The organism is Catenulispora sp. MAP12-49, from assembly GCF_041262705.1.
Taxonomy (GTDB): Bacteria; Actinomycetota; Actinomycetes; order Streptomycetales; family Catenulisporaceae; genus Catenulispora.
Map to the genome: position 1 here is coordinate 94,973 of NZ_JBGCCP010000019.1, position 20,183 is coordinate 115,155.

General features: G+C 72.9%; 12 protein-coding genes. 2 read left to right on the forward strand and 10 right to left on the reverse strand.

The annotated features are described in order from the left end of the window. Window positions 1–15 precede the first annotated feature (15 nt). Window positions 16–462, reverse strand: a complete 447-nt coding sequence (locus tag ABIA35_RS30125; RefSeq protein ID WP_370339014.1) for a PucR family transcriptional regulator — start codon at window positions 460–462, stop codon at window positions 16–18. A 75-nt stretch (window positions 463–537) separates the two neighbouring features. Next, the gene (locus tag ABIA35_RS30130; protein ID WP_370360079.1) at window positions 538–1,914 is read right to left on the reverse strand and encodes a hypothetical protein; all 1,377 of its coding nucleotides are present in this window, start codon (window positions 1,912–1,914) and stop codon (window positions 538–540) included. Between the two features lie 68 nt (window positions 1,915–1,982). On the opposite strand from ABIA35_RS30130, the gene ABIA35_RS30135 reads away from it, so the two are divergent. Next, window positions 1,983–3,221, forward strand: a complete 1,239-nt coding sequence (locus ABIA35_RS30135; protein WP_370360080.1) for a helix-turn-helix domain-containing protein — start codon at window positions 1,983–1,985, stop codon at window positions 3,219–3,221. Next, the gene (locus ABIA35_RS30140) at window positions 3,221–3,850 is read left to right on the forward strand and encodes an NUDIX domain-containing protein (RefSeq protein ID WP_370360081.1); all 630 of its coding nucleotides are present in this window, start codon (window positions 3,221–3,223) and stop codon (window positions 3,848–3,850) included. Before ABIA35_RS30135 ends, ABIA35_RS30140 begins: the two co-directional genes overlap by 1 nt. Here ABIA35_RS30140 and ABIA35_RS30145 read toward each other — a convergent pair. The 8 genes from ABIA35_RS30145 to ABIA35_RS30180 all read right to left on the reverse strand — a co-directional run bounded on the left by ABIA35_RS30145 (window position 3,847) and on the right by ABIA35_RS30180 (window position 20,073). Continuing rightward, window positions 3,847–4,767 carry a toll/interleukin-1 receptor domain-containing protein gene (locus ABIA35_RS30145; protein WP_370360082.1) on the reverse strand — a complete coding sequence of 307 codons (921 nt, stop codon included), beginning with the start codon at window positions 4,765–4,767 and terminating at the stop codon, window positions 3,847–3,849. The two genes, ABIA35_RS30140 and ABIA35_RS30145, sit on opposite strands and share 4 nt — an antisense overlap. Window positions 4,768–4,773: 6 nt before the next feature. Continuing rightward, window positions 4,774–7,380 (reverse strand): CHAT domain-containing protein, encoded by a 2,607-nt coding sequence (locus ABIA35_RS30150; protein WP_370360083.1) that lies wholly within the window; start codon window positions 7,378–7,380, stop codon window positions 4,774–4,776. A gap of 18 nt (window positions 7,381–7,398) precedes the next feature. Then, window positions 7,399–10,782 carry a hypothetical protein gene (locus ABIA35_RS30155; protein ID WP_370360084.1) on the reverse strand — a complete coding sequence of 1,128 codons (3,384 nt, stop codon included), beginning with the start codon at window positions 10,780–10,782 and terminating at the stop codon, window positions 7,399–7,401. Between the two features lie 89 nt (window positions 10,783–10,871). Next, window positions 10,872–11,795 carry a hypothetical protein gene (locus ABIA35_RS30160; RefSeq protein ID WP_370360085.1) on the reverse strand — a complete coding sequence of 308 codons (924 nt, stop codon included), beginning with the start codon at window positions 11,793–11,795 and terminating at the stop codon, window positions 10,872–10,874. Window positions 11,796–11,984: 189 nt separating this feature from the next. Continuing rightward, on the reverse strand, window positions 11,985–12,869 hold the full coding sequence (locus ABIA35_RS30165) for a response regulator (RefSeq protein ID WP_370360086.1): 885 nt from the start codon (window positions 12,867–12,869) through the stop codon (window positions 11,985–11,987). 109 nt (window positions 12,870–12,978) lie between these two features. After that, on the reverse strand, window positions 12,979–15,030 hold the full coding sequence (locus tag ABIA35_RS30170) for a protein kinase (protein WP_370360087.1): 2,052 nt from the start codon (window positions 15,028–15,030) through the stop codon (window positions 12,979–12,981). A gap of 182 nt (window positions 15,031–15,212) precedes the next feature. Further along, entirely contained in the window at window positions 15,213–15,563 is a 351-nt protein-coding gene (locus ABIA35_RS30175; RefSeq protein ID WP_370338994.1) for a hypothetical protein, read from the reverse strand. Between the two features lie 97 nt (window positions 15,564–15,660). Next, window positions 15,661–20,073, reverse strand: a complete 4,413-nt coding sequence (locus ABIA35_RS30180) for an FtsK/SpoIIIE domain-containing protein (protein ID WP_370360088.1) — start codon at window positions 20,071–20,073, stop codon at window positions 15,661–15,663. Between the last annotated feature and the right edge of the window lie 110 nt (window positions 20,074–20,183).

Below are 20,183 nucleotides of genomic sequence, written 5' to 3' on the forward strand. Positions count from 1 at the left end.
GGCGGTCGGGGCCGGCTACCGCGCCGTCCCCGCCGCCTCGGCCACCGCCGCGCGCGTCCCGCAGTCGATCTCGTAGGCCAGGATCAGCTCGGCGATGGCGCGCGGGTTCGACAGCGAGCGCCCCGTCTGCTTCTCCAGCCGGCGCAGCCGGTTGCGCACCGTGTTCGGGTGCACGAACAGGCGCCGCCCGGCCTCGCCGGCCGAGCCGTCGGCGTCGAGCCAGGCGCCGAAGGTGTCCAGCAGCAGCGTGCGGTCCTGGACGGTGAGCTCGTCCAGGCCCGCCAGGATGCCGCGGGCCACGCGCGGCATGATGTCCGGCGCGCTGCCGGCCACCGCCGAGAGCGGGTCGCTGCCGAAGACCACGACGCGGCGGCGTTCGGCGGCGCCGTGCAGGGCGATGCGGGCCAGGCGCAGGGCCAGCGAGGTCGAACGCAGGTCGTCATAGGGCGGCGAGACGCCCACGCGCGCCGATCTCCACACGGCGCACCCTAATGCGGCGGCGGTCTGGTGACAGGACGAATCGCCGATTGATCACTCTTATGTGGGGAGTTCCGGCCTCGACACGGGGTTGGCATCGCCAGGGCAGTCCGGACCAGCGACATCCGGATCGGCGGCGTCCTGCCACGAGAACGGCCTGTCCAGCACCTCCTCGCGCCGCAACGCGCTGACCGCCATGACAGTGTCCTGATCCATTCCGCGATAGGGGTCGGCGACCGCGGCCTCGAGCAGGGGGACGGCCGATCCCGACTGCATCGACGCCCGCACCGCCGGATGCATCCGCTCCAAGGTGCCGGCGCGCTCCATCTCCAGCGTCCAGACTCCTTCGATGCCTGATATCCGGGCCAGATGCGCGTAGGCGAACAGGCGGGCCTGGGGCGGCAGGTCCGGGTGGGCGTCCCGGATCAGGGCGTGCGCCAACGGCGCCTCGCGGTCGGTGAGCGAGGCGATCTGCTGGACCCGGTGGACCACGGCGGCGTCGCGCCGAAGCGCCTCGCCGGCCTGGGCCAGGACCTCGGGATCGTGCACCTCGCGGAACGCGGCGAGCCGCACGGCCGGCGGGGCGCACTCGTGCAGGCTGATCGCGGCGGCGACCCCCGGTTCGCCGCCGGCGAACATCAGTAGCCTGATGAGCACCGCGTTCGGCGTCAGCGGGTTCGCGGCCAGCTGGATCCGCACGCGCGGACTGGTCTGCGGTCTGAGCGCGTAGTCGACGATGGTCCGGGACAGCGGGACATGGCTGACGATCCGCAGCAGCGCGCGGGCGTTGCGGACCGCACGCGGACCGCCGACCACGCTGCCGGTGGCGGCCATCGGAGCCGCCTGGGCCGCGATGTGGGGCAGGGTCTGCGGCGGGGCCAGGGCGAGCAGGATGTTCGCGCCGCGCCACAGATGCTCGTCCAGGCCCAGCAACGCGTGCAGGTGCGGGTCCTTCCCGGTGTCGGGTTCCTGGGGTTCCTGTCGCAGGAGGCTGTGAAGGCTGCCCGGCCAGGTGTCGACGGCCATCACCGCCTCGGCCCAGCGGTCCACGCTCCGGCCGGCGCCCCGCCGGATCCGCTCCGCGAGCTCCTTCGCGGCCCGGTCCGCTCCCGGGTCCAGCAACACCGTCAGCGCGATCATGGCGGGGCGCACGCGGCGGTAGACGTCCTTCGCGCTGATGGTGCCGGCTCTGAGGCCGATCAGGACCGTGTCGCGCAGATGGCCGAAGGCGTCGTGGCCGGGGTGGCGCAGGAGCGCCAGATCGTGCTCGTAGTCCTCGATCGTGGGCCGGGGACGCAGAGTCGGCGGCGGGCCGAGGCCGATGTAGCCCACCGACTCCGGCGCCACCGAGCTGATGGCGGACAAGAGCGCTTCGTCGGAATGCCGCAAGGCGTCCAGATAGTCCGCTTCCACCCTCGCGATGTCCTCGGAAGACACAACACGCAACCTCCCGCCATGCCGTCTCAGGGCTCTTTCACAAGCTCAACGCTGGCTATGGTGGAATCGTGTCCGAGTTCGGGATCGAGATGCGCCGCCTGCGCATGAGCCGCGAGATGTCGCTGGCCGCGCTGGCCGAGCGCGTGCACTACGACAAGGGCTATCTGAGCAAGATCGAGACGGGGCGGCTGCCGGCCAACCGGCGGCTGGCGATCCTGGTCGACGTGGAGCTGGGCGCCGACGGCGACCTGGTCGCGCTGGTGCCCGAGGAGCCGCGGCGCCGGGGCGGATCCGGCGCCGCGGCCGGCCATGACGGCGAGCCGGACTGGGGCGGCGAGCTGGCCGCGTTCGGCGAGGCGCTGTCGGTGCCGCTGACCCTGCGCTCGGCGGTCCGGGGCGAGGCCGACGATGTCAGGCTGCTGGCCCACTACCGCGAGGAGTTCGACCGGCACCGGCGGCTGAGCCAGCAGCTGCCCCCGGAGCTGGTGCTGCGGCGGCTGATCGTGGATTTCGACACCCTGATGGAGTTGGCGCAGACCGCCTCGCCGGAGTCGGCCCCGCAGCTGCACCTGTTGTCGGCCCGTTATGCCGAGTTCATCGGCTGGATGTGCCAGGAGGCCGGGCGCCTGGACCTCGCGCTGGCCTGGACCCGCCGCACCGCGGCCCTGGCGACCCGGGCCGAGGCCGCCGATCTGGCCGCGTACACGCTGGTGCGGGAGGCGGAGCTGGCGCTGTACGACGGGGACCCGGCGACCGCGATGGAGCTGGCCGGGCGGGTGCTGGCCGATCCCCGGGCCCGGGCCCGCAGCCGGGGCCTGGCCGCGCACCGGCAGGCGCAGGCCTTCGCGGTCCGCGGCGACCACGCGCGCTGCCTGAGCTCGCTGGACCACGCCCGCGACCTGCTGCACCCCGAACGCGTCGCGCAGGACGAGCCGGTCGTCGGCTCGGTCACGGTCGGCGGCCTGGACAACGCGATAGCCGGCTGGTGCCACTACGACCTGGGCCGTCCCCGGCGCGCCAGCGAGTTCCTGGCCGACGCGCTGGACCGGACGCCGGCCGAGGCGCACCGCTCCCGCGCGCTGTTCGGAGCCCGGCTCGCCCTGGCCTACGAGGCCTCCGGCGAACTCGAGGAGATGCAGGCCGTGACGCTTCGGGTCCTCCAGGACGCCGGCCTGGTCGCCTCCGCCGGCGCCGACGCCGAACTGCGCGGACTGTCCCGCGCCCTGATGCGCCACCACAACATCCGTGCCCTGAGAGAGTTGCGCACCAGCCTCGACGAAGCCCTCGTCGCCACCCGACGCGCCTGATGGCCGGGGCGACGGACGCCGCGGACGGCGCGCGGGCCACTGAAGCCACCGCAGCCACCGCAGCCACCGAGACGACCACCGAGGCCACCGACTGGCGGCGGCTGGACAGCACCGTGGTGCTGGCCACGCCCTGGTTCGACGTCCGCCAGGACGCCGTGATCCGCCCCGACGGCGCGGCCGACGTCTACCACCACGTGGCCACCCCGGGCTCGGTGACGGTCCTGCCGGTCGCCGACGACGGCCGCGTCCTGCTGACCCGCCAATGGATCTACACCCACGGCGGCGTCCAGTGGCGGCTCCCGGCCGGCACCATCGAGCCCTTCGACGAGCGCCCGCTGGCCGCCGCCCGCCGCGAACTGGCCGAGGAGACCGGCCTTCGCGCCGCCCGCTGGGGCGCGCTCGGCGCGGTCAACGGCGCCGACAGCCTCACCAACCACGTCGACCACGTCTTCGTCGCCCAGGACCTGACGCAGGGCGAGGCCGCGCGCGAGGGCGGCGAGGCCGACATGGCGCTGTGCTGGCTGTCGTTCGAGCAGGCGCTGGAGCTGGTGTGGTCCGGGCAGATCCGGCACGCCGGGAGCGCGTACGCGCTGTTGTCGTTCGGGCATCTGCGGGAGCCGCTGGCTTAGGACTCCTGGTCCGGCCAGTCCTCCTGGTCCTGATCGTCCTCCGGATCCTCGGCGAGCAGATGCTCGATCGCCTTCTGGCACAAGTCCCGGATCATCTCCGGCGGGATCGCATAGTCGCGCCCCGGCAGGAACGAAACCGGGTCCGCCAAGGCGCCGTCCGGGCCGAACGGCTCGACCACCACCTCGATGTCCACGACGTCGCCATCGCCGAGCGCCAGCGGGACGTCGGAGTCCTCAGTCAGCGACTCGCCGGCGTGCCGGTAGCGGTAGGCGAAGCGGACGCCCACCGCACCGCCGTACTCCGAGGCCTCGGTGGGCAGCGCGAGCTGTTCGGTGATCGCCGCGACCAGCACGCGCGAGGTGACGCCGTGCGGGATCCGCACCTCGTGCGAGACCTGGAGCGACTGGTTGCGCGCGTAAATGTGCAGCGTCGGCTCGTCGCGCGGTGCCGGCTCGGGGACCGGGGCCGGGGCGGGCAGGACCTTGGTGCCGACCGCGCGGTCCCGCGTCCAGACCGCCGCCAGCTGGTCGGCGGCGAAATGGCGGCGGCCGCCGAAGGCGTCCAGGTAGCGGCGCGGGGCCAGGACCGGAGGCAGTTCGCTGTCGTCCAGGCGCACGATGAACACGAAGGGACGCGCGCGGCGCTGCTCCAGCACCATGGCCGCGGAGATCTCGCTGTTGACCCAGTACCGGTCGCGGGCCGCCGCGGACCAGACGAGCACATAGAAGTCCGAGCGCTCCAGGGCGCCGTTGATGCTCATCACGACGTCGTCGCCGGGGAGGATGTCCATGATGTCGAGGAAGGGGTCGATCCCGCGGTCCAGCAGGTCCTGGTGGAACTTCAGGACCTCGGTGCGGTCGGCCGTCGCGTACGAGATGAAGACGGCCGGCCCCCGGCCGTCGGGATGATGCGGCATGTTCTCTCAATCGGTCTGGACAGCGGTGCGGAACAGGCGGCGGATCACGTGCGCCGGCCGACGGGCCGACGCACGCAATATAGGCGCCTTCACCTGATGCCCTGAATCCCCGTATAAAGTCCAGCACGCCCACCAGGCCGGATGCCCCGGCTCGGGCACGTCCCCCGCCGGCACCGCCCGGCCGTCGCGGACATCGAGCTGCGCGCGCTGCAAGGCCACATCGCGCGGCAGATACCGCAGATAGCCCTCGAACCTGTCCAGCAGGACGGCGGTGACGGAGACCTCTGCGATCCACCGCGCGGCCACCACCGAGGCGGCGCCGGCGTGCAGACCGGCCCGGACGAATCCGGTCCGCTCGTCGCGGCCGACGCGCTGCGCCATCCCCGACTCGCACGCCCCGAGGATCAAGGTCCCGCAGGACGTGAGATTCGCCTGCTGGAACCGTCCGGGTTGGATCCGGCCGTCGCGCTCGTTCTTCGTGCCCGCGAACTGGAGCCACGTCTGCGAGGCGTCCTTCGGATCGGTCTGGCCGTGGCCGAGGATGCGCACACGCCGGTAGTCCGTCCGCAGCAGTTCCCCTTCGAAATCCTCGGGGGTGGCTTCGAAGGCGCTGATCATCAAAGCCCGGGAGCCCCGGTTGCCGACAGCCCGCTGACGGAGCAGCGGACGCGCCGACAGACACGGCAGGTCCGACAACGCGAAGCGGGTGACGATCGGCACCGGCGCACCGTCCGAACCGGCCGAACCAGCCGGACCGCCCAGACCGCCCAGACCGCCGGGAGCACCCCGACCGCTCTTGATCGGCAGCGCGGCCAACGGAATGTCCGACAGCACTCCCCCGGCGACCACCACCAGCCGCTTGATCCTCGGCGGCACCAGGCCGACCACCGTCTCGACTCCGATCCCGGCGGCGAGCCGCTCGATGAGCTGCGAGACCCGCTCGCGCCCCTCGGGCCGGCCGAGCCGGTACTCGTTGCACTCCTTGCGCAGTGCCTTGACGAGCTTCTCCAGCTCGCCCCGGTCCGCCGGCAGATCGACGTGGTTCACCAGCCCGCGGCCGACGATGCCGTGGTGCACCCGCCCCGGGCGCGCGTGCATGATCCAGATCGCCTCGTCGCGGGCCGTCGCGTCGGCGATCGTCCGCAGCCACTGCCAGGCGGCCGGGCCGTCGCCGGGCGCGGGGAGCCGGCGCAGCGCTCCGGCCGCGCCGGGGGCGATGCCGGCCAGGACCGCGGCGCCGCGCGCCGACTCCATCGCGACGATCGCCGCCGCGACGGCCGTGGCCGCCGGGGCGCCGCCGGGCCCGGACGCCGCGAGCTCGGCGGCGACCCGGATCCGTTCGTCGTGCTCGGTGGGGATGTCCTCCAGCAGCGTGGCCCGCACCTCATCGCTGACCTGGCGGGCGACGAGCTCTTCTTCCAGCGCGTGCGCCCGGGCCCAGCGGTCCGAGGCCTGATCGGGCTGCTTGAGGAGCTCGAACGCCTCGCCGAGCAGTCGCAGGGCCCGGATTCGCACATCAAGGAGCTGATCCGTATTGGCCAGTTCAAGGGCAGTGGTTAGGTCACTCACCGCAGCCGTGAGATCCGCTTCCACCTTGCGACGCTTGAACGCCGCGACCGACACCTCCCCCGACGCCAGGTGCCAGTGCGCCCGGTCCCGGTCCGAATCGGCCAGCTCGCGGATCGCGTCCAGTTCGCCGCGAGCCCGCATCACCTCGCCACGGTCCAGCAAGCCGAACGTGGTCAGCAGGACCCTGAGGAAGCGTTCGGCCGGCGGTTCGGTCCCCTCCGCCGAACCGCCGGCCTCCATAAAGGTCAGGTGAGAGAGTTCCGCACTCAGGGCCTTCAGCGCCTTGCCACGGCGCAGCGCCACAAGCAGGCCGACCAGTTCTTCCAGCAACGGAAGCTGCAATGCGGCATCGAGGCCGTCGGAGGCCAGCGCCGTCACGACGACCAGAAGCGCCTCCTCGTACCGGTGCCGAGCCTTGAGGGCCAGTGCGCGAGCCAACGCACGCGGCACCGATGTCGCGGCATCCGAATCCTCGGCGAGGATCGCCGACACCGCCTCGTCGGAGCCGCCGCGCGCCGCGACCAGCCGCAGATCGGCGTCGAGGACGGCCACCGCCGCCGCATCGCCGACGGACTCGAACACGGCGCGCGCCTCGCCCAAATAGCGCCGAGCCGTGGCGGGGTCGCCGGCCGCCAGCCCTTCCACCCGCCGCAGCCGAGCATGGGCTGCGGAGTCCAGCTCTGCGCGCGGATCGCGGCCGACCGCCTTGCGGATCTCGGCCGCGTCGTCGGCGGCAGCGGCGTGCAGGCCGGATTCGGACCGCACCTGAGCACGTTCGATCAGCAGCGGCAGGTGATGCGCCGCGCCGCGCTCGTCGCGCAGGTACCGCTCGCACCGGGAGGCGGCTGCCGACAACCGGCCCCGGGAGCGCAGGACGCTGACATGCTCGGCCGCCAGCGTCGCCCACAGCGCGGCGTCGTCGGCGGCCACGAGGCCGAGGACATGAGCGTAGGCGGCGTCTGTCCCGTCGGCGGCGGACGCCCGCGCCTGTTGAAGGGCCTCGGCCAGCACCTCCCCGCCGTCGAGGAAGAAGTTCTCAGTCACCGTCGGCTCCCGTCCGGCTCAGCACACGAGCTGGCCCTGGCCGGCCTGGCTGACCATCAGGAGCGTGCCCTGCGCGGCCGGCGGCGATCCGGACAGCGCCCCGGAAGGCGCCGAAGACGGCGATGGCGTGGTGCCGGCACCGGTGCCGCCGCCGGGCACGGAGGTCCCCGCGCCGATCGGCGGACACATCGACTGGCCGGTGGCGTGCATGAGCCCGGCGGTGTTCACCAGATTCCACTGCGCGCCGTCGTAGGTCCGGATGTCCGGCTGCGCCGTCGTGCTGTCGGCGCGCGGGTCGTGGCCGACCGAGACCGGCTCCACCGTCACCTGGAACGTCGCCGACAGGTTCTCCGGAATGATGGGACCCGCGGCCAGGTGCAGGGCGGCGCGCAGGCCCGGGCTGAAGTAGACCCCGTCCACACCGGGGATGTGCAGCACGCTGCCGAGGAACATCGTGACCGGGGCGCCAGTGGGTGTCAGGGGACTGGCATCGTCCTGCACGATCTCGTCCGGGATGCCCTGGTGCTGCTTCAGGATGTCGAAGACCGCCGTGCCGCTCAGATCCGGCCCGAGCGCGCGCAGCACCCGGTCGGCGATGTCGCTGTCCGACGGCGCAAGGATCACCGTGCCGTCGTCGGCGGCCAGGGCGACGCCGTCGTCGCCGAGCGCCGCGGCGTGCAGTCTGCCGTCCATGGCCTGCCCGGCCTCCTGGAGCAGCTTCTTGATCGTGGGGAAGTCGCGGAGCAGGGCCGCGCCCTCCACCGAGCCGTCCGCGCCGAGCACCGGATCGGCGTCCGGGACGACGGCGGCGTCCCCGTCCTCGTACACCAGCGCCGTCCGGCCGCTGAGCGTCTTGACGGTGACGGTCTTGTCCGAGCGGTCGGGCGGGCCCACGAAGGCGGCGAACGCCGGGCGCCCGCCGGAGGGCGGCAGGACGCTGAGATAGCCGGTGCCGTCCGGGGGCGGCCCGGGTCCGGCCGTGAAGCCGCCGTCCATGAAGGACGGGGCGCCGGTGTCCGGGTCCGGTCCGCCGATGCGGAACCCGAGGGCGTCCGCGGCGGCCGGAACCGTGGTGGTGACGGCGAGCCAGGACTGGCCGGGGCCGCCCAGGCGGTCCTTGACCGTCCCGTCCGCGCCCTTCATCTCGTACAGCACGCCGTCGCTCGCGGCCGGGACGGTGCTGGAGGTGCCCTTGGACAGCTTGGCCTGGATCGTGGACAAGGCGCGGCGGGCCTTGTCCACGACCCCGGAGCTCCACTGGACGGTGACGATGTTCGCGGTGTCGCTGGTGTCCAGGGAGCCGAAGTCCTTGCCCTCGTACGTGACGTCTTCCTGGACGCTGTGCCCCTCGGCGCGGACGTTGTACGTGAGCTCCCGGTCGGAGTCGGAGGACCGCCAGACCTTCAGGTCCCCCAGCGGGATGACCTTGCGGCCGGTGGCCTTGACGTCCACCTTCGCCGTGTCGCCGGACATCGACAGCGTGCGGTCGACGCGTTCGGAGACCTTCCCGGAGTCGTCGATGGACAGCTTGCTGATCTCGCCGGTGCCGGAGGTGTCGTCGTAGGTGGACTTCGCATCGAACAGTCCGGCGCGGGTGACCGAGGTGGGCAGATCGGGATGGTAGTTCTGGCCGTTGGTGCGGTCGTAGAGGTCGCTGAGGGAGACTCCGCCCTCGATCTCGACGTACCCGCAGTCCTGGTAGTCCCGGCTGGGGTTGACGATCAGCGCTTCCTGCGTCGCCGAGGGCGGGGTCAGGAAGTCGATCGGAGCGCGCTCGCGCAGCTCGTTGTGCGCGGTGTACCAGTCCTTGAAGGAGATCGGCGCCGGGGTCTGCGCCGCGGTCGGCAGCAGCGCTTTGCCCTCGTGCGTCAGCCACTCCAGGGCCCCGCTCCAGCGCATGATCTGGTCCAGGCGCTGGTATTGCGGCTCGTAGTCCTCGATGTCCTGCTGGTGCACGTCCCACCACTGCAGGGCCCGGCCGAAGGAGTAGCTGGGCTCGACCTCGGTGCCGTTCGGGCCGTCGTCGCGGACGAACAGCCGGGCCGCCTCGGCGCCGATGTCGATCTGGCTGTCGGTGGAGGCGAAGGCGCTGTCGTTGCGGCCGAACCACAGCCGCCCGGACTCCGACGTCGGGTCGTTCGGGCCGGCGCACTCGCTCCACGGGGTCACGGCCGCCGGGTCGGCCAGGAAGCCGCCGACGGCCTGGGTCGGCACGCCCTGGCCGACGCCGGCGACCCAGTTCTTCGTCACGTAGTCGACGTAGGCCAGGGAGTCGCCGACGGCGGTCCCGGCCAGGCCGCCGTCGTAGCGGGCCTGGCTCATCGTGGTGTGGCCGTTGAGGAACTCCTCCACCGCCCACAGCTGGGTGCGGTCGGTGGGCAGGCCGAGCCGGGTGTTCAGCGCGGCCTGGTCGTCGCTGGGGCTGTAGAGCTCGTTCTCGACCTGGGTCCTGACGTCGTCGGAGGACTTGAACGGGGAGCCGGTCCAGGAGTTCGACAGCAGGCGCGCGGCGACATCGGCGCTCAGCGAGGGGGCCATGGCCCGGATGTCGCCGACGGTCTTGGCCGGCAGCGGGTCCAGCGAGAAGCCGGGGGCCAGGCCGGTGCCCGCGGCGTGCGCCTGGTAGCCGTTCTGCAGAACGGTGATGTCGTCGACGGTCATCGGCACCGAGGGCACCCCGGGCCACTTCCACCCGGAGGCGGTGACCTGGCCGCCCTGGACGGACAGCTCGGACAGCGACTGGGTGGTCTTCAGGAAGGTCGCCAGATCGTCCAGGCCGGTGATCGGCATGCTCACGTAGCCGTGGTCGGTGCGGACCTGGGCGGGGGTGCTGATCGGGTCGGCGGTGACGTCGGCCGTCTGCGTGCCCTGATCGATGGTGTAGTGGTGGATCTGGACCAGTTCGGGATCGGCGCCGTGGTCGGTGCGGTACTGGTCCATCAACAGCCCGACGGTGCGGTTCTCCTGCGGATCGCCTTGCGGGACCAGCAGATGCAGCACGCCGCTGGTGTCCGCGAGCTCGCGGCCCGGGCCCACCTGCTGGTCGGCCAGGTCGGTGAAGCCCTGGTCGCGCACCGGGAGGGTGTCGTAGTCCGCGTCGCGGACGGCCGCGGTGGTCATCCCCAGGTGCGCGGCCAGCGCGGTCCGGATCCAGTCGCGGACCTGGTCGGCGGAGTCGGAGGCGTCCAGGCCGGTGAGCCGCGAGGCCGCGGCGGAGTAGGAGACCACGAAGCCGGTGCGGGGCACGACGACCTGCGAGGGCGCCTTGGCCCTGCCGCCGCCGGCCCAGCCCCAGGCCGCGATGCCGATGCCGGCGGCCAGGACGACGGCCGCCGCTGCGCCGAAGAGGCGGCGGCGGTCGGCCATGCCGGCCACGGCGCCGCGCAGTGTCCGAGTGCTCATCGCGTCCCACCGTCCTGCCGCTCGCGGCCAGTGTCAGTCAGTGCGCCTGGATACGCCTGGATGCGCCTTCAGTGCCCTTCAGCACCGCGTCACGGGTTCGGCGCGTCGCCCGGGTTCAGCGTGGACACCGACAGGTTTCCGTTGATCTGCTGCGTCAGCGTCAGGGTCCAGTCGGAGTCGCTGAAGTCCCACGTCGAGTCGGTCTTCTGGTACGAGCACTGCCGGCTGAACTTCTGCGAGGCGCTGTCCCAGTCGCTCCCGGAGCTGACGTAGATGTCGAAGGTGCTGCCCGGGATGTCGCTCAGCGTCGTGTCGGCGTTGGCCCGCACGTAGACCGAGGCGACCGGGGTCTTGGTCCCGACCTTGGTCAGGGTGACGATGGCGTCGGTGCCGGAGTTCTTGACGGTCAGCGAGCCCGGCCCGGAGGAGTGCCGCAGCACCTGGCCGTTGCCCAGCTGCCGGTTCTGGTCGGCGATCGGCGCCGGCAGGAAGCCCGCGAGGTCCTTGCCGAGGGTGGGATCGACGGAGTTGAGCGAGGTCGCGACCCCGCGCAGGGACGTCGCCCCGGCCGAGCGCGTGAACTCGGCCAGCGCCGAGGCCGAGGTGCACACCGCCGACCCGACGTCGCTCGCGGTGGTGTTCGCCGAGGTCGAGAAGTCCCGCAGGGCCTGCGCCAGCTGCGTCGTCGACGGCGACAGCGGGTCCGGCGGATTGCTGGGCAGCCCGTCGGACAGGGTCTGCGCGTCCGCCGACAGCTTGGTCAGCGCGGACTTCACGTCGTCGGTGGAGTGGGAATTGGCGACGGCCTGGAAGTCCGGCGCCAGCTCAGTGCCGATGGCGGTCAGGCTCTGCGCGTAGGCGGCCGAGCTCATGGTCGTGGGACTCGGCGAGGAGGTGGTGACCTCGGCCGAGGTGTCGGAGGAACCGCTGCCGGACGAGTAGTTCGGGGAGGAGGCACTGCTGCTCCCGCCGCCGCACGCCGCCAGCGACCCGACCAGAAGAACACCGGCCAAGGCGCAAGCACCTTGGGCACGAGACCGCGATATAAGACTGTTGACCATTTCTGTACCCCCATCCCGCACCCGTTGAGAAGACACCAATATTCTGATGCCTGCCACTGACAGGTCGAGCCGTTATCGCCAAGGTTGCGTGTTGCGATTCCACGGAGTGGGACGGGGAGTCCCGTTCGGCGGCGCCGGCTCCTACACCTGCACCTGCGGCTGTCCCGCCACCACCAGACCCGACTCGTAGGCCAGCACCACGGCCTGGGCCCGGCTCGACAGGTTCAGCTTGGCCATCGCGCGGTTCAGGTGCGTCTTCACCGTGCCCTCGCTGACCACCAGCCGCTCGGCGATATCGCCGTTGGACAGGCCGGTGGCGACCAGGCGCAGGACGTCGGTCTCGCGGGCGGTGAGCGCGGCGAGGGCGGCGCGTTCGGCCGAGGAGGCGGCCTCGGGGCGGCGCGAGCGGGGGACGAAGCCGGCCGCGGGCCAGTCCCCGGCGGTCCCGGCCCCGTGTCCCGGGCCTGTCCCCGGCGCCCCCGGCCTTGTGCCCGGCCCCGTGCCCGCCCCGGTTCCCGGCGGCGGCACCAAGGCCGGCCCGGCTCCCGGCGGCAGCCCCGCGCCGGGGCCGGGCCCCTGCGGTTCGCCCTCGAGACCGGCGGCGGTGACGTAGGCCTGCACCAGGCGGCGGGTCACGGTCGAGGAGAACAGCGTGTCGCCGTCGGCGACCGCTTTGAGCGCCGCGAGCAGGCGCTCGGGCGGGGTGTCCTTCAGCACGAAGCCGTCGGCGCCGGCCCGCAGCGCCTCATACACGTACCGGTCCATGTCGAAGGTGGTGAGGATCAGGATGCGCGGCAGGTTCTCCCGGCCGGAGCCCAAGATCGCGCGGGTCGCGGCGATCCCGTCCATCTCCGGCATCCGGATGTCCATCAGCACCACGTCGGGCTCAGTGAGCGCGGCCATGGTCACCGCCTCGGTGCCGTCGCACGCCTCGCCGACCACCTCGTAGCCGGGCGCGGCGCGCAGAATGGCCGCCATCCCGGCCCGGATCAACACCTGGTCGTCGACGATCAGAACCTTGACCATGCCGTCCCGCCGCCTTCTGTTCCTCCGGCGTCCGTCGCCGGCGCCTGTTGGCTCTACCCCGAAGGTACCGGACCATTCATATCCGGTGGTTGGCAACTCGATGAAGATCTCAGACGTTCCCGTCCTCGGCCCACATCTCGGCCGGGTCCCCGTCGCACACCGCCTCCGTCACCGAGCCGCCCGAAGCCTTCAGACACAGCAGGTCGGCGCCGTTCTGGAGCTCGGTGGCCCCGCCGGAGCCGCCGGTCTTGGACCACAGCTGCGCCATGCCGCCGCTGCACGACTTCACGCTCACGCTGCCGCCGCTGCCGGTCAGGCAGTCGTTGCTGTCCCCGTTGACCAACTCCTCCTGGCCGGTGACGGCCCCGAGGATCCCGGTGAGCGGCACCGTGGACTCCCAGCCCTGTCCCTTGACGTCCGCGCAGCCCTGGTGGGCGGCGCCGCCGCCGGACTGCGCCAGGCAGTCCCCGGTGGACGAGTTCCGCAACCGGTGGAAGTTCGCCGGAAGCAGCGGTGCGGTCGCCGAGGTCGCCGGCGGCAGTCCCGGGGCGCTGGAGGAGGCCGCGGTGCTCGTGGCCGTGTGGCTCGGCGCCGCCGACGAGCTGTGGCGGGTCTCCGACGGCGAACTGCTGGAGCTCGACCGCGACGGGCTGGACGCGGAGGAACTGTGCGCGGCGGCGGACGTGCTGGCCGGGCCGGTGCTGCCCGTGGTCGGCGTCAGGCCGGGAGCGGCGGTGTTCTTGGATGTCGATGAACCCTGCGACGTCACCAGGACATATGCCCCGACGGCGACCAAAGCCACAAGCGCGACCAGCGCGAGCGGCTTGCCCCTGCCGCGCCGGCCGCCCGCGTCGGCCCCGACCGCGGCCCGCCCGCCGGATCCGCCGTACCCGCCGCGCCGGGGACGGCCGCCGTCTCGGCCGCTGTCCCGGCCACCATCCCGACCGCCGTCCGCGACGCCGCGCCGGTCATCGGGTCCCCGCCGGTCGTCAGGCCTCCGCCGGCTCCCGCCGCTGCGCGGCCCGGGGATCGGCGCGTCGGCGTCCACCCGGTCCGGACGGACCATGGTGTCGTCCGGCGGCGGAACGTAGTCGTCGCCGCCGGAGCCGGAGTAGAGGTACATGGCGTCGGTCATGTCGACCGAGCGGGACGGATCGGCCGACCCGGGGATGTCCAGCTCCGGTGGCAGCGCGGCGGTGGCCGTCGCTGCGGCTGCGCCGGTGACGGTGCCGGTGGTCACAGCCGTGGCCGCCGCCGGATCGGCCATCTCCAGCGCGGCCGAACGGCCGTCGGGAATCAGGGCCCGCAGAGCCCGGCCGAAGGCGGCCGCGTCCGGGAACCGGTCCTCCGGCTCCTTGGCCATGGCCCGCGCGATGACCGCCGGCAGGTCCGGCATGTCAGGGCACTCCAACCGGGGCGCCGGTTCGCTCAGCGCCAGGTATATGGTCCGGCGCACGTCCTGGCCCGGCGCGCCGAACGGCGGCCGGCCGGCGAGGAGCTCGTACAGCGTCGAACCGAGCGCGTACACGTCGGAGGAGGCCGTCGGCACGCCCCGCGTCATCAGCTCCGGCGCCGCGTGCTGCGGGGAGAACACGTCGAGCACCGAGCTGGAGTTGCTGGCGTCCAGCAGCCACGACACCCCGAAGTCGGCCAGCGCCGGCTCGCCGTACCGGGAGACCAGGATGTTGTTGGGCTTCACGTCCCGGTGCAGCACCCCGAGCGCGTGCGCGGCGTGCAGCGCGTCGGCGATCTTCGCGCCGACCCCGGCCGCCTGCGCCCCGGACAGCGGGCCGCGCCGGTTCAGCCACTGTTTCATGGACCCGCCGTCGTACAGGTCCATGGCCAGGTACGGCCGGCCCGCGGCGGTCGTACCGGTGTCCAGCACCGTCACCACGTGCGGGTGGTCGCTGAGCCGGCCGGCGAGCCGGACCTCGCGCTCGAACCGGCGCCGGGCGTCCTCGTCGGGGCCGACGATCGTCAACAGTTTCAGGGCGACGTCGCGTTCGAAGGACTCCTGCACGGCCCGGTAGACCACGCTGAAGCCGCCGTGCCCGATGCGCGTCAGATCCCGGTACCCCGGGACGTGCTCCGGCCGCTCCGGCCGCTCCGGAGCGTTCGCCGCCTTCGGCGCCGTACCCGTCGAACCACTGTGGCGTGTCATGACCTGCGTTCCCGTCCGTTCCACGACATCGGCGATATCCCCGGCGAAACAAAAACACGACGGGGCGGTGGTGTGGCGGCACGCTCTTTCCGCGCCGCCACACCACCGCCGTCGCCGGGTGGGTGCTTGCTGTTCAGTTCAGTCCGCTCGCTCGCTCCATCCGGCGGGTGAGGCCGGGAGTCCTACAGGCCGTTGGTCAGGCCGCCGACCAGGCCGCCGACCACCGGCAGCTGGCCCACGACCGGCAGGCCGCTGCCGGCCTGGGTGACGTTGCCGAGCACGCCGCCGACCTGCTGCTGCAGCTCCATGAGGGTGGAGCGCACGCTGTCCAGCTGCGACTGCGCGGCCGGCCAGATCTGGCTGCTGAACACCGACGCCGCCGGGCCCTCCCAGACCGCGGGGTCGGTCAGCGCCAGGCCGTGCGAGGTGATCTGGGACAGCACATCGCCGAGCGGTCCCTGGAGGAGGTTCATCAGCTGGCCGATGTGCAGGTGGGCCTCAGCAGTGACCTTGACGGTGCCGCCATCAGTCATCTTGGTGCTCCATATCTTGTCCGCGGGTCCGCTGGTCGCGGTCCCGCCGGGTGGCTATTGGTACGCCGTGGAATCCCTCGGCGGTACGACCAGAACGCTACGGACGTCCGCTCGTCCGGTCGTCTAACGAGCGGTGTAAATCCGCGCTACCACGGTCGTTATAGAAGTCGCCCGGCGTCGCCTGCACGAGTTGCACTCCCTCGATCGTGCCGTCGCAGACGAGGTAGCCCCGGCCGGGAAGGGGCGCCATCCGGTGCTGCCGCGGCAGCGGGGTGCCGAGCAGGTCGTGGTCGTGGTCGTGGTCCGGGACCAGCAGGATTCCGCAGCGTGCCTCACGGATCCGCTGCGTCCACTGGCCGAACTGCCTGCGCACGCCGTCGTTGCGGCCGGCGGCGATGACGTGCCGGCCGGGCTTGGCCATGAACCGGTCGAGTACTCCCAGGGTGTCGGTGACCGTGTCGGCGTCGTCAACCAGAAGGAGTGCCCGGTCCCCGGCGGACTCCAGGGCGCGTTCGAGTTCTGAGTACTCGGTGCACCCGATGACCGTCGGCGGGAGGTCGCGCAACGGCGAGCGCCGGGGCGTGAACGTCACCAGCGCCGGAGGTTCGGCGCCGGTGAGGACCATGTGCGCGATCGCGACCAGCGCGCTGCTGCGGCCCGAGCGCGAGGGTCCGGCGATCAGGGCGTGTTCGTGGTCGTGCAGTCGCAGGACGGCCGCGGCCAGGGCGCTGTCGGTGAAGCCGACGGGGATGGACCAGGGTTCGCCGCCGGTGGCCGCGGCCACTCCCGCGCGGCGCATCCGGTCGATCGGGATGACGTCCGGCAGCAGCCGCACCTTGTTGGCGGTGCGCGGGGCTCCGGTCCAGCGCTGCGCGACCGCGCCGACGGCGGCGGCGAGGTCGGCCCCGGGGTGGCCGATCTGCACGACCTGGCGCGTGGCCACGATCACCGCGCGGCCCGGCACCGCGGCGGGCACCGCGCGCCGGGGGATGTCGAAGTTCGCGTAGTCGGCGGTGTCGGCCAGGCGCAGCAACAGTTTCTGCCTGCTCAGCGCACCCCAGGCGCCGGGGATCGCGCCCAGCCGGTCGCCGGTCGCGGCGATGTACAGCCCGACCGCGGGGCCGTCGGCGAAGACCCGCTCCAGGTCGTCCAGAACGCTCATGCCGCCGTAGTCCTTCTCCAGCTCCGAGCGCAGCGACCCGACGTTGTCGATGAGGACGATCACCTTCGGCGGTCCGGCGACCGCGGCGTCGGATTCGCGCACCGAGCCGCCGGCCTTGCGGGTGTTCAGTTCGGCGCGCAGCATCCTGATCAGCCGGATCTGGCGGGGCCGGTCGCCGGGGCCGATGTAGGCGCCGGTGTGCGGCAGGCCCTGCAGCGGCGCGAGGGCGCCGGAGCCGAGGTCCAGGACGTACAGGTGCAGGCGGTCGGGGGCCTCGGGGAGGGCAGCGGACAGCGCGAGCGCCGACAGCGCGGTGGAGGTGCCGGAGTTGACGCCGCCGTAGATCAGGATGTTGCCGACGGCCGGGTCCCAGCCGACGGTGTACTGCGCCTGCCGGTCCGGGTCGTCGAGCAGGGCGTAGGCCGCCAGGCCGGAGCTGTCGGTCTGCAGGCCCTTCACCGCCGGTCCCAGTTCGTGCAGCGGGATAGCGGTGGGCAGCGGGTCCGGCCAGGGCCGCCGGGGCTGGGCGAATCCGGCGGAGTAGCTGGCGTGCTGCGCGGCCTGGACCAGCCGGGCCAGGTCGGTCGGCTGGCCGGCGGCGGCCTGCTGCGGCGCGGCGACGGCTCCGGCGCGCTCCCCCGATGTCAACCTGAAGGGTAGAAGGGACAGCCGGCCTGCGGCGTTGTCCACGGCCGTGATGCCGGTGGACAGTGCGGTCTGCACCGCGAGCACTTCACCGGCGCTGACCCGGTAGAAGCCGCGGCCCCACTGGCGGCTGCCGATGCTGGCGGCCACCGGCGAGTCGATGACGTCGCTGGAGTCGGCGGCGCTCTCCAGGCGCAGCGCGAGGCGCAGTTTGACGTTGTTCTTGATGGCGTCGTTGACCGAGCCGGAGGGCCGCTGGGTCGCCATCACCAGGTGCATGCCCAGGCTGCGGCCGCGCTGGGCGATGCTGACCAGCGCGTCGACGAACTCCGGCAGGGCTTTGACCAGGGTCGCGAACTCGTCGATGACCACCACCAGGCGGGGCATCGGCTCCAGGTCGGGGCGCTGTGAGTCGCGCAGCCGCTGGTAGTCGCGGACGTGGCTCAGGCCCACGCCGCGCAGCGCGTGTTCGCGGTGCCGCAGCTCGGCTTCCAGGCAGCGCAGGGCGCGCTCGCCGAGCTGCTCGTCCAGGTCGGTGACCAGGCCCACGACGTGCGGCAGGCGCGCGCACTCGTCCAGGGCGCCGCCGCCCTTGTAGTCGACCAGGGCGAAGGTGAGGTGCTCGGGGTCGGCGCCGACGGCGAGCGCGGCTATCAGAGTCCGCAGAAGCTCGCTCTTGCCGGAGCCGGTGGTGCCGGCGAACAGGGCGTGCGGGCCGTCGTCGTCGAGGTCGATCTCGAACTCGCCGTGGTCGGTGACGCCGAGCACGGCCCGGGCCCGCAGGGTGCCGACCGCGGTGCGCCAGCGGTCGGCCAGGGCGGCGTCCAGGCCGCTGTTCGGGGCGCCGTTCGGGGCGCCGGTCAGGTGCAGCAGCGGCAGCAGGTTGACCCGGTCGGGCAGCCCGGCGCCGGCCGCCCGGACCTCGGGGTCCTCGAACCGGGCCAGGGCCCGGGCCACGGCGCGCGCCCGGTGCCGGGTCATGCCGGCCACCAGGACGCCGTCGACGCGCTGGCCGGAGGCGACCCGGTGCAGCCGGCCGAAGCCGTCGGCCGACACCGACAGCACCTCGGTGCACAGCGCGGGCAGCCGCCGGGTGAGCACGATCCCGGCCACCGGCCCGGCCTGGCCGCCGAGCAGGTCGCGCAGCGCACAGGGGCGGCCTTCCAGCAAGGTGGCGCCGTCGACGACGAGCAGGAGGGCCGGCATGCCGGTGACGGAGGGGTCCGCGGGGCGTCCGCCGCCGTATCCGCCGGGGCCGGCGTTGGCCTCGGCGAGCTCGGCCAGCAGGCTGCGGGCCAGGGTCTCGCAGTGCTCGGCGCCGACGGCGACATAGCGCGAGGCGCTCGAGCGCGGGTCGGCACCGTGCGGCAGCCACTTGGTCCAGTCCCAGTCGGCGATGCGGTCGTCGTCGGCGAAGACCACGACCGCGACGTCGGCCGGCCCGCTCTCGGCGACGGCCTGGCACAGCAGCGACCGCGCGGCCGCCAGCGCCGCGCCGCGGTCGCCCTCCAGGCCGAGCACGCCGCCGTCGGCGAGGTTCACCGCGACCGGGACCTGGCTGAGCCGGGAGGCGTCGGCGACGGCGTCGGCGATCGCCGGATCAGGTTCCTGATCCGATCCGGCTCTGCGACCGTGTTCCACCGGCGGGGTCCAGCTCTGGTCGGCCGAGCCGGCCGACAGGCGCAGGAAGTCCGCCGCGCCGTTGCGCCGCTCCCACAGCCGCAGGCCGGGAACCGAGGCGCGGTACAGGACCTCGGCCGGGTCCGGGTACTCCTCCCGCAGCCGGTCCTCCTCGTCCTCGCGGCGTTCCTGGAGCTCGTCGTGGACCGCGGCCAACCGCGCGGCGTAGTCGCGCTTGCCCCGGCGGAACCCGACCCGGCCGCGGGTCCGGTCCTCCAGCTGGGTGCCGAGCATCATGACCGGGCTGAACAGCGCGAACAAGGCGAAGGCGGGATTCTTGAGGATCGCGACCATGACGGCGGCCAGGATGATCGGCGCGACGATGGTGGTGACCCGCAGCGGTTGCGAGCCGGAGCGCTTGGGCGGCTGCGGCAGCTTCACCGGCCCGGCATCGGCCGAGGCGGCCAGCCGCGGGGCGCGGTTGAAGGGCAAAGTGCCTCCGGAGCCGGCCTCGAACGCCGGGTTGACGTACTGCACCGGACCGAGGTCGGCCACCGGCAGCACCCGGAAGGGAACACGGCCGGCCGCCGAGACGATGTCCTGCGGCCCGACCCGCACCGGCCCGGTCAGGCGCCGGCCGTTCAGGTCGGTGCCGTTGCGCGAGTCGAGATCGCGGACCCGCACCAGGCCGTCGCGGGTGACGTCGATCTCGCAGTGCAGCCGCGACAGATCCGGGCTGTCGACCCGGATGTCGGCCTGATCGCCGCGTCCCAGCTTGTACCGGCCGGGCATCAGCGGCACCGACAGCCCGGCGTCCAGCCCGCCGACGACCCGCAGCACGAAGCCCCGGTCGGACATCGTCCCGGTGTCGGCCTCGGGGGTCACGGTGAGCGAGACCTCCGCGCCCATGACCAGCCCGGACCCGCTCAACGGCGTGGCCGGCGGGGTCACCCGGCCGTCGATCATCACCGCGCCGCCGTACCCGCCCAGCGCGGTGGCCAGGTCCCCGGCCACCGCGTCCTGGCGGCCGAGCCGCAGCTCCATATCGCGTTCGACCCCAGCGTCCCGATGGACGAACCTCATCGCCTGCCACCCAGTTTTGTTCTCAACCGCTTACAACGCACGACGCTCAGCAACCGCTCAAAGGGCTGAGCAACCGCGCGAAAGTCTAGGGTTCCAGTCCCGGTCGGTCC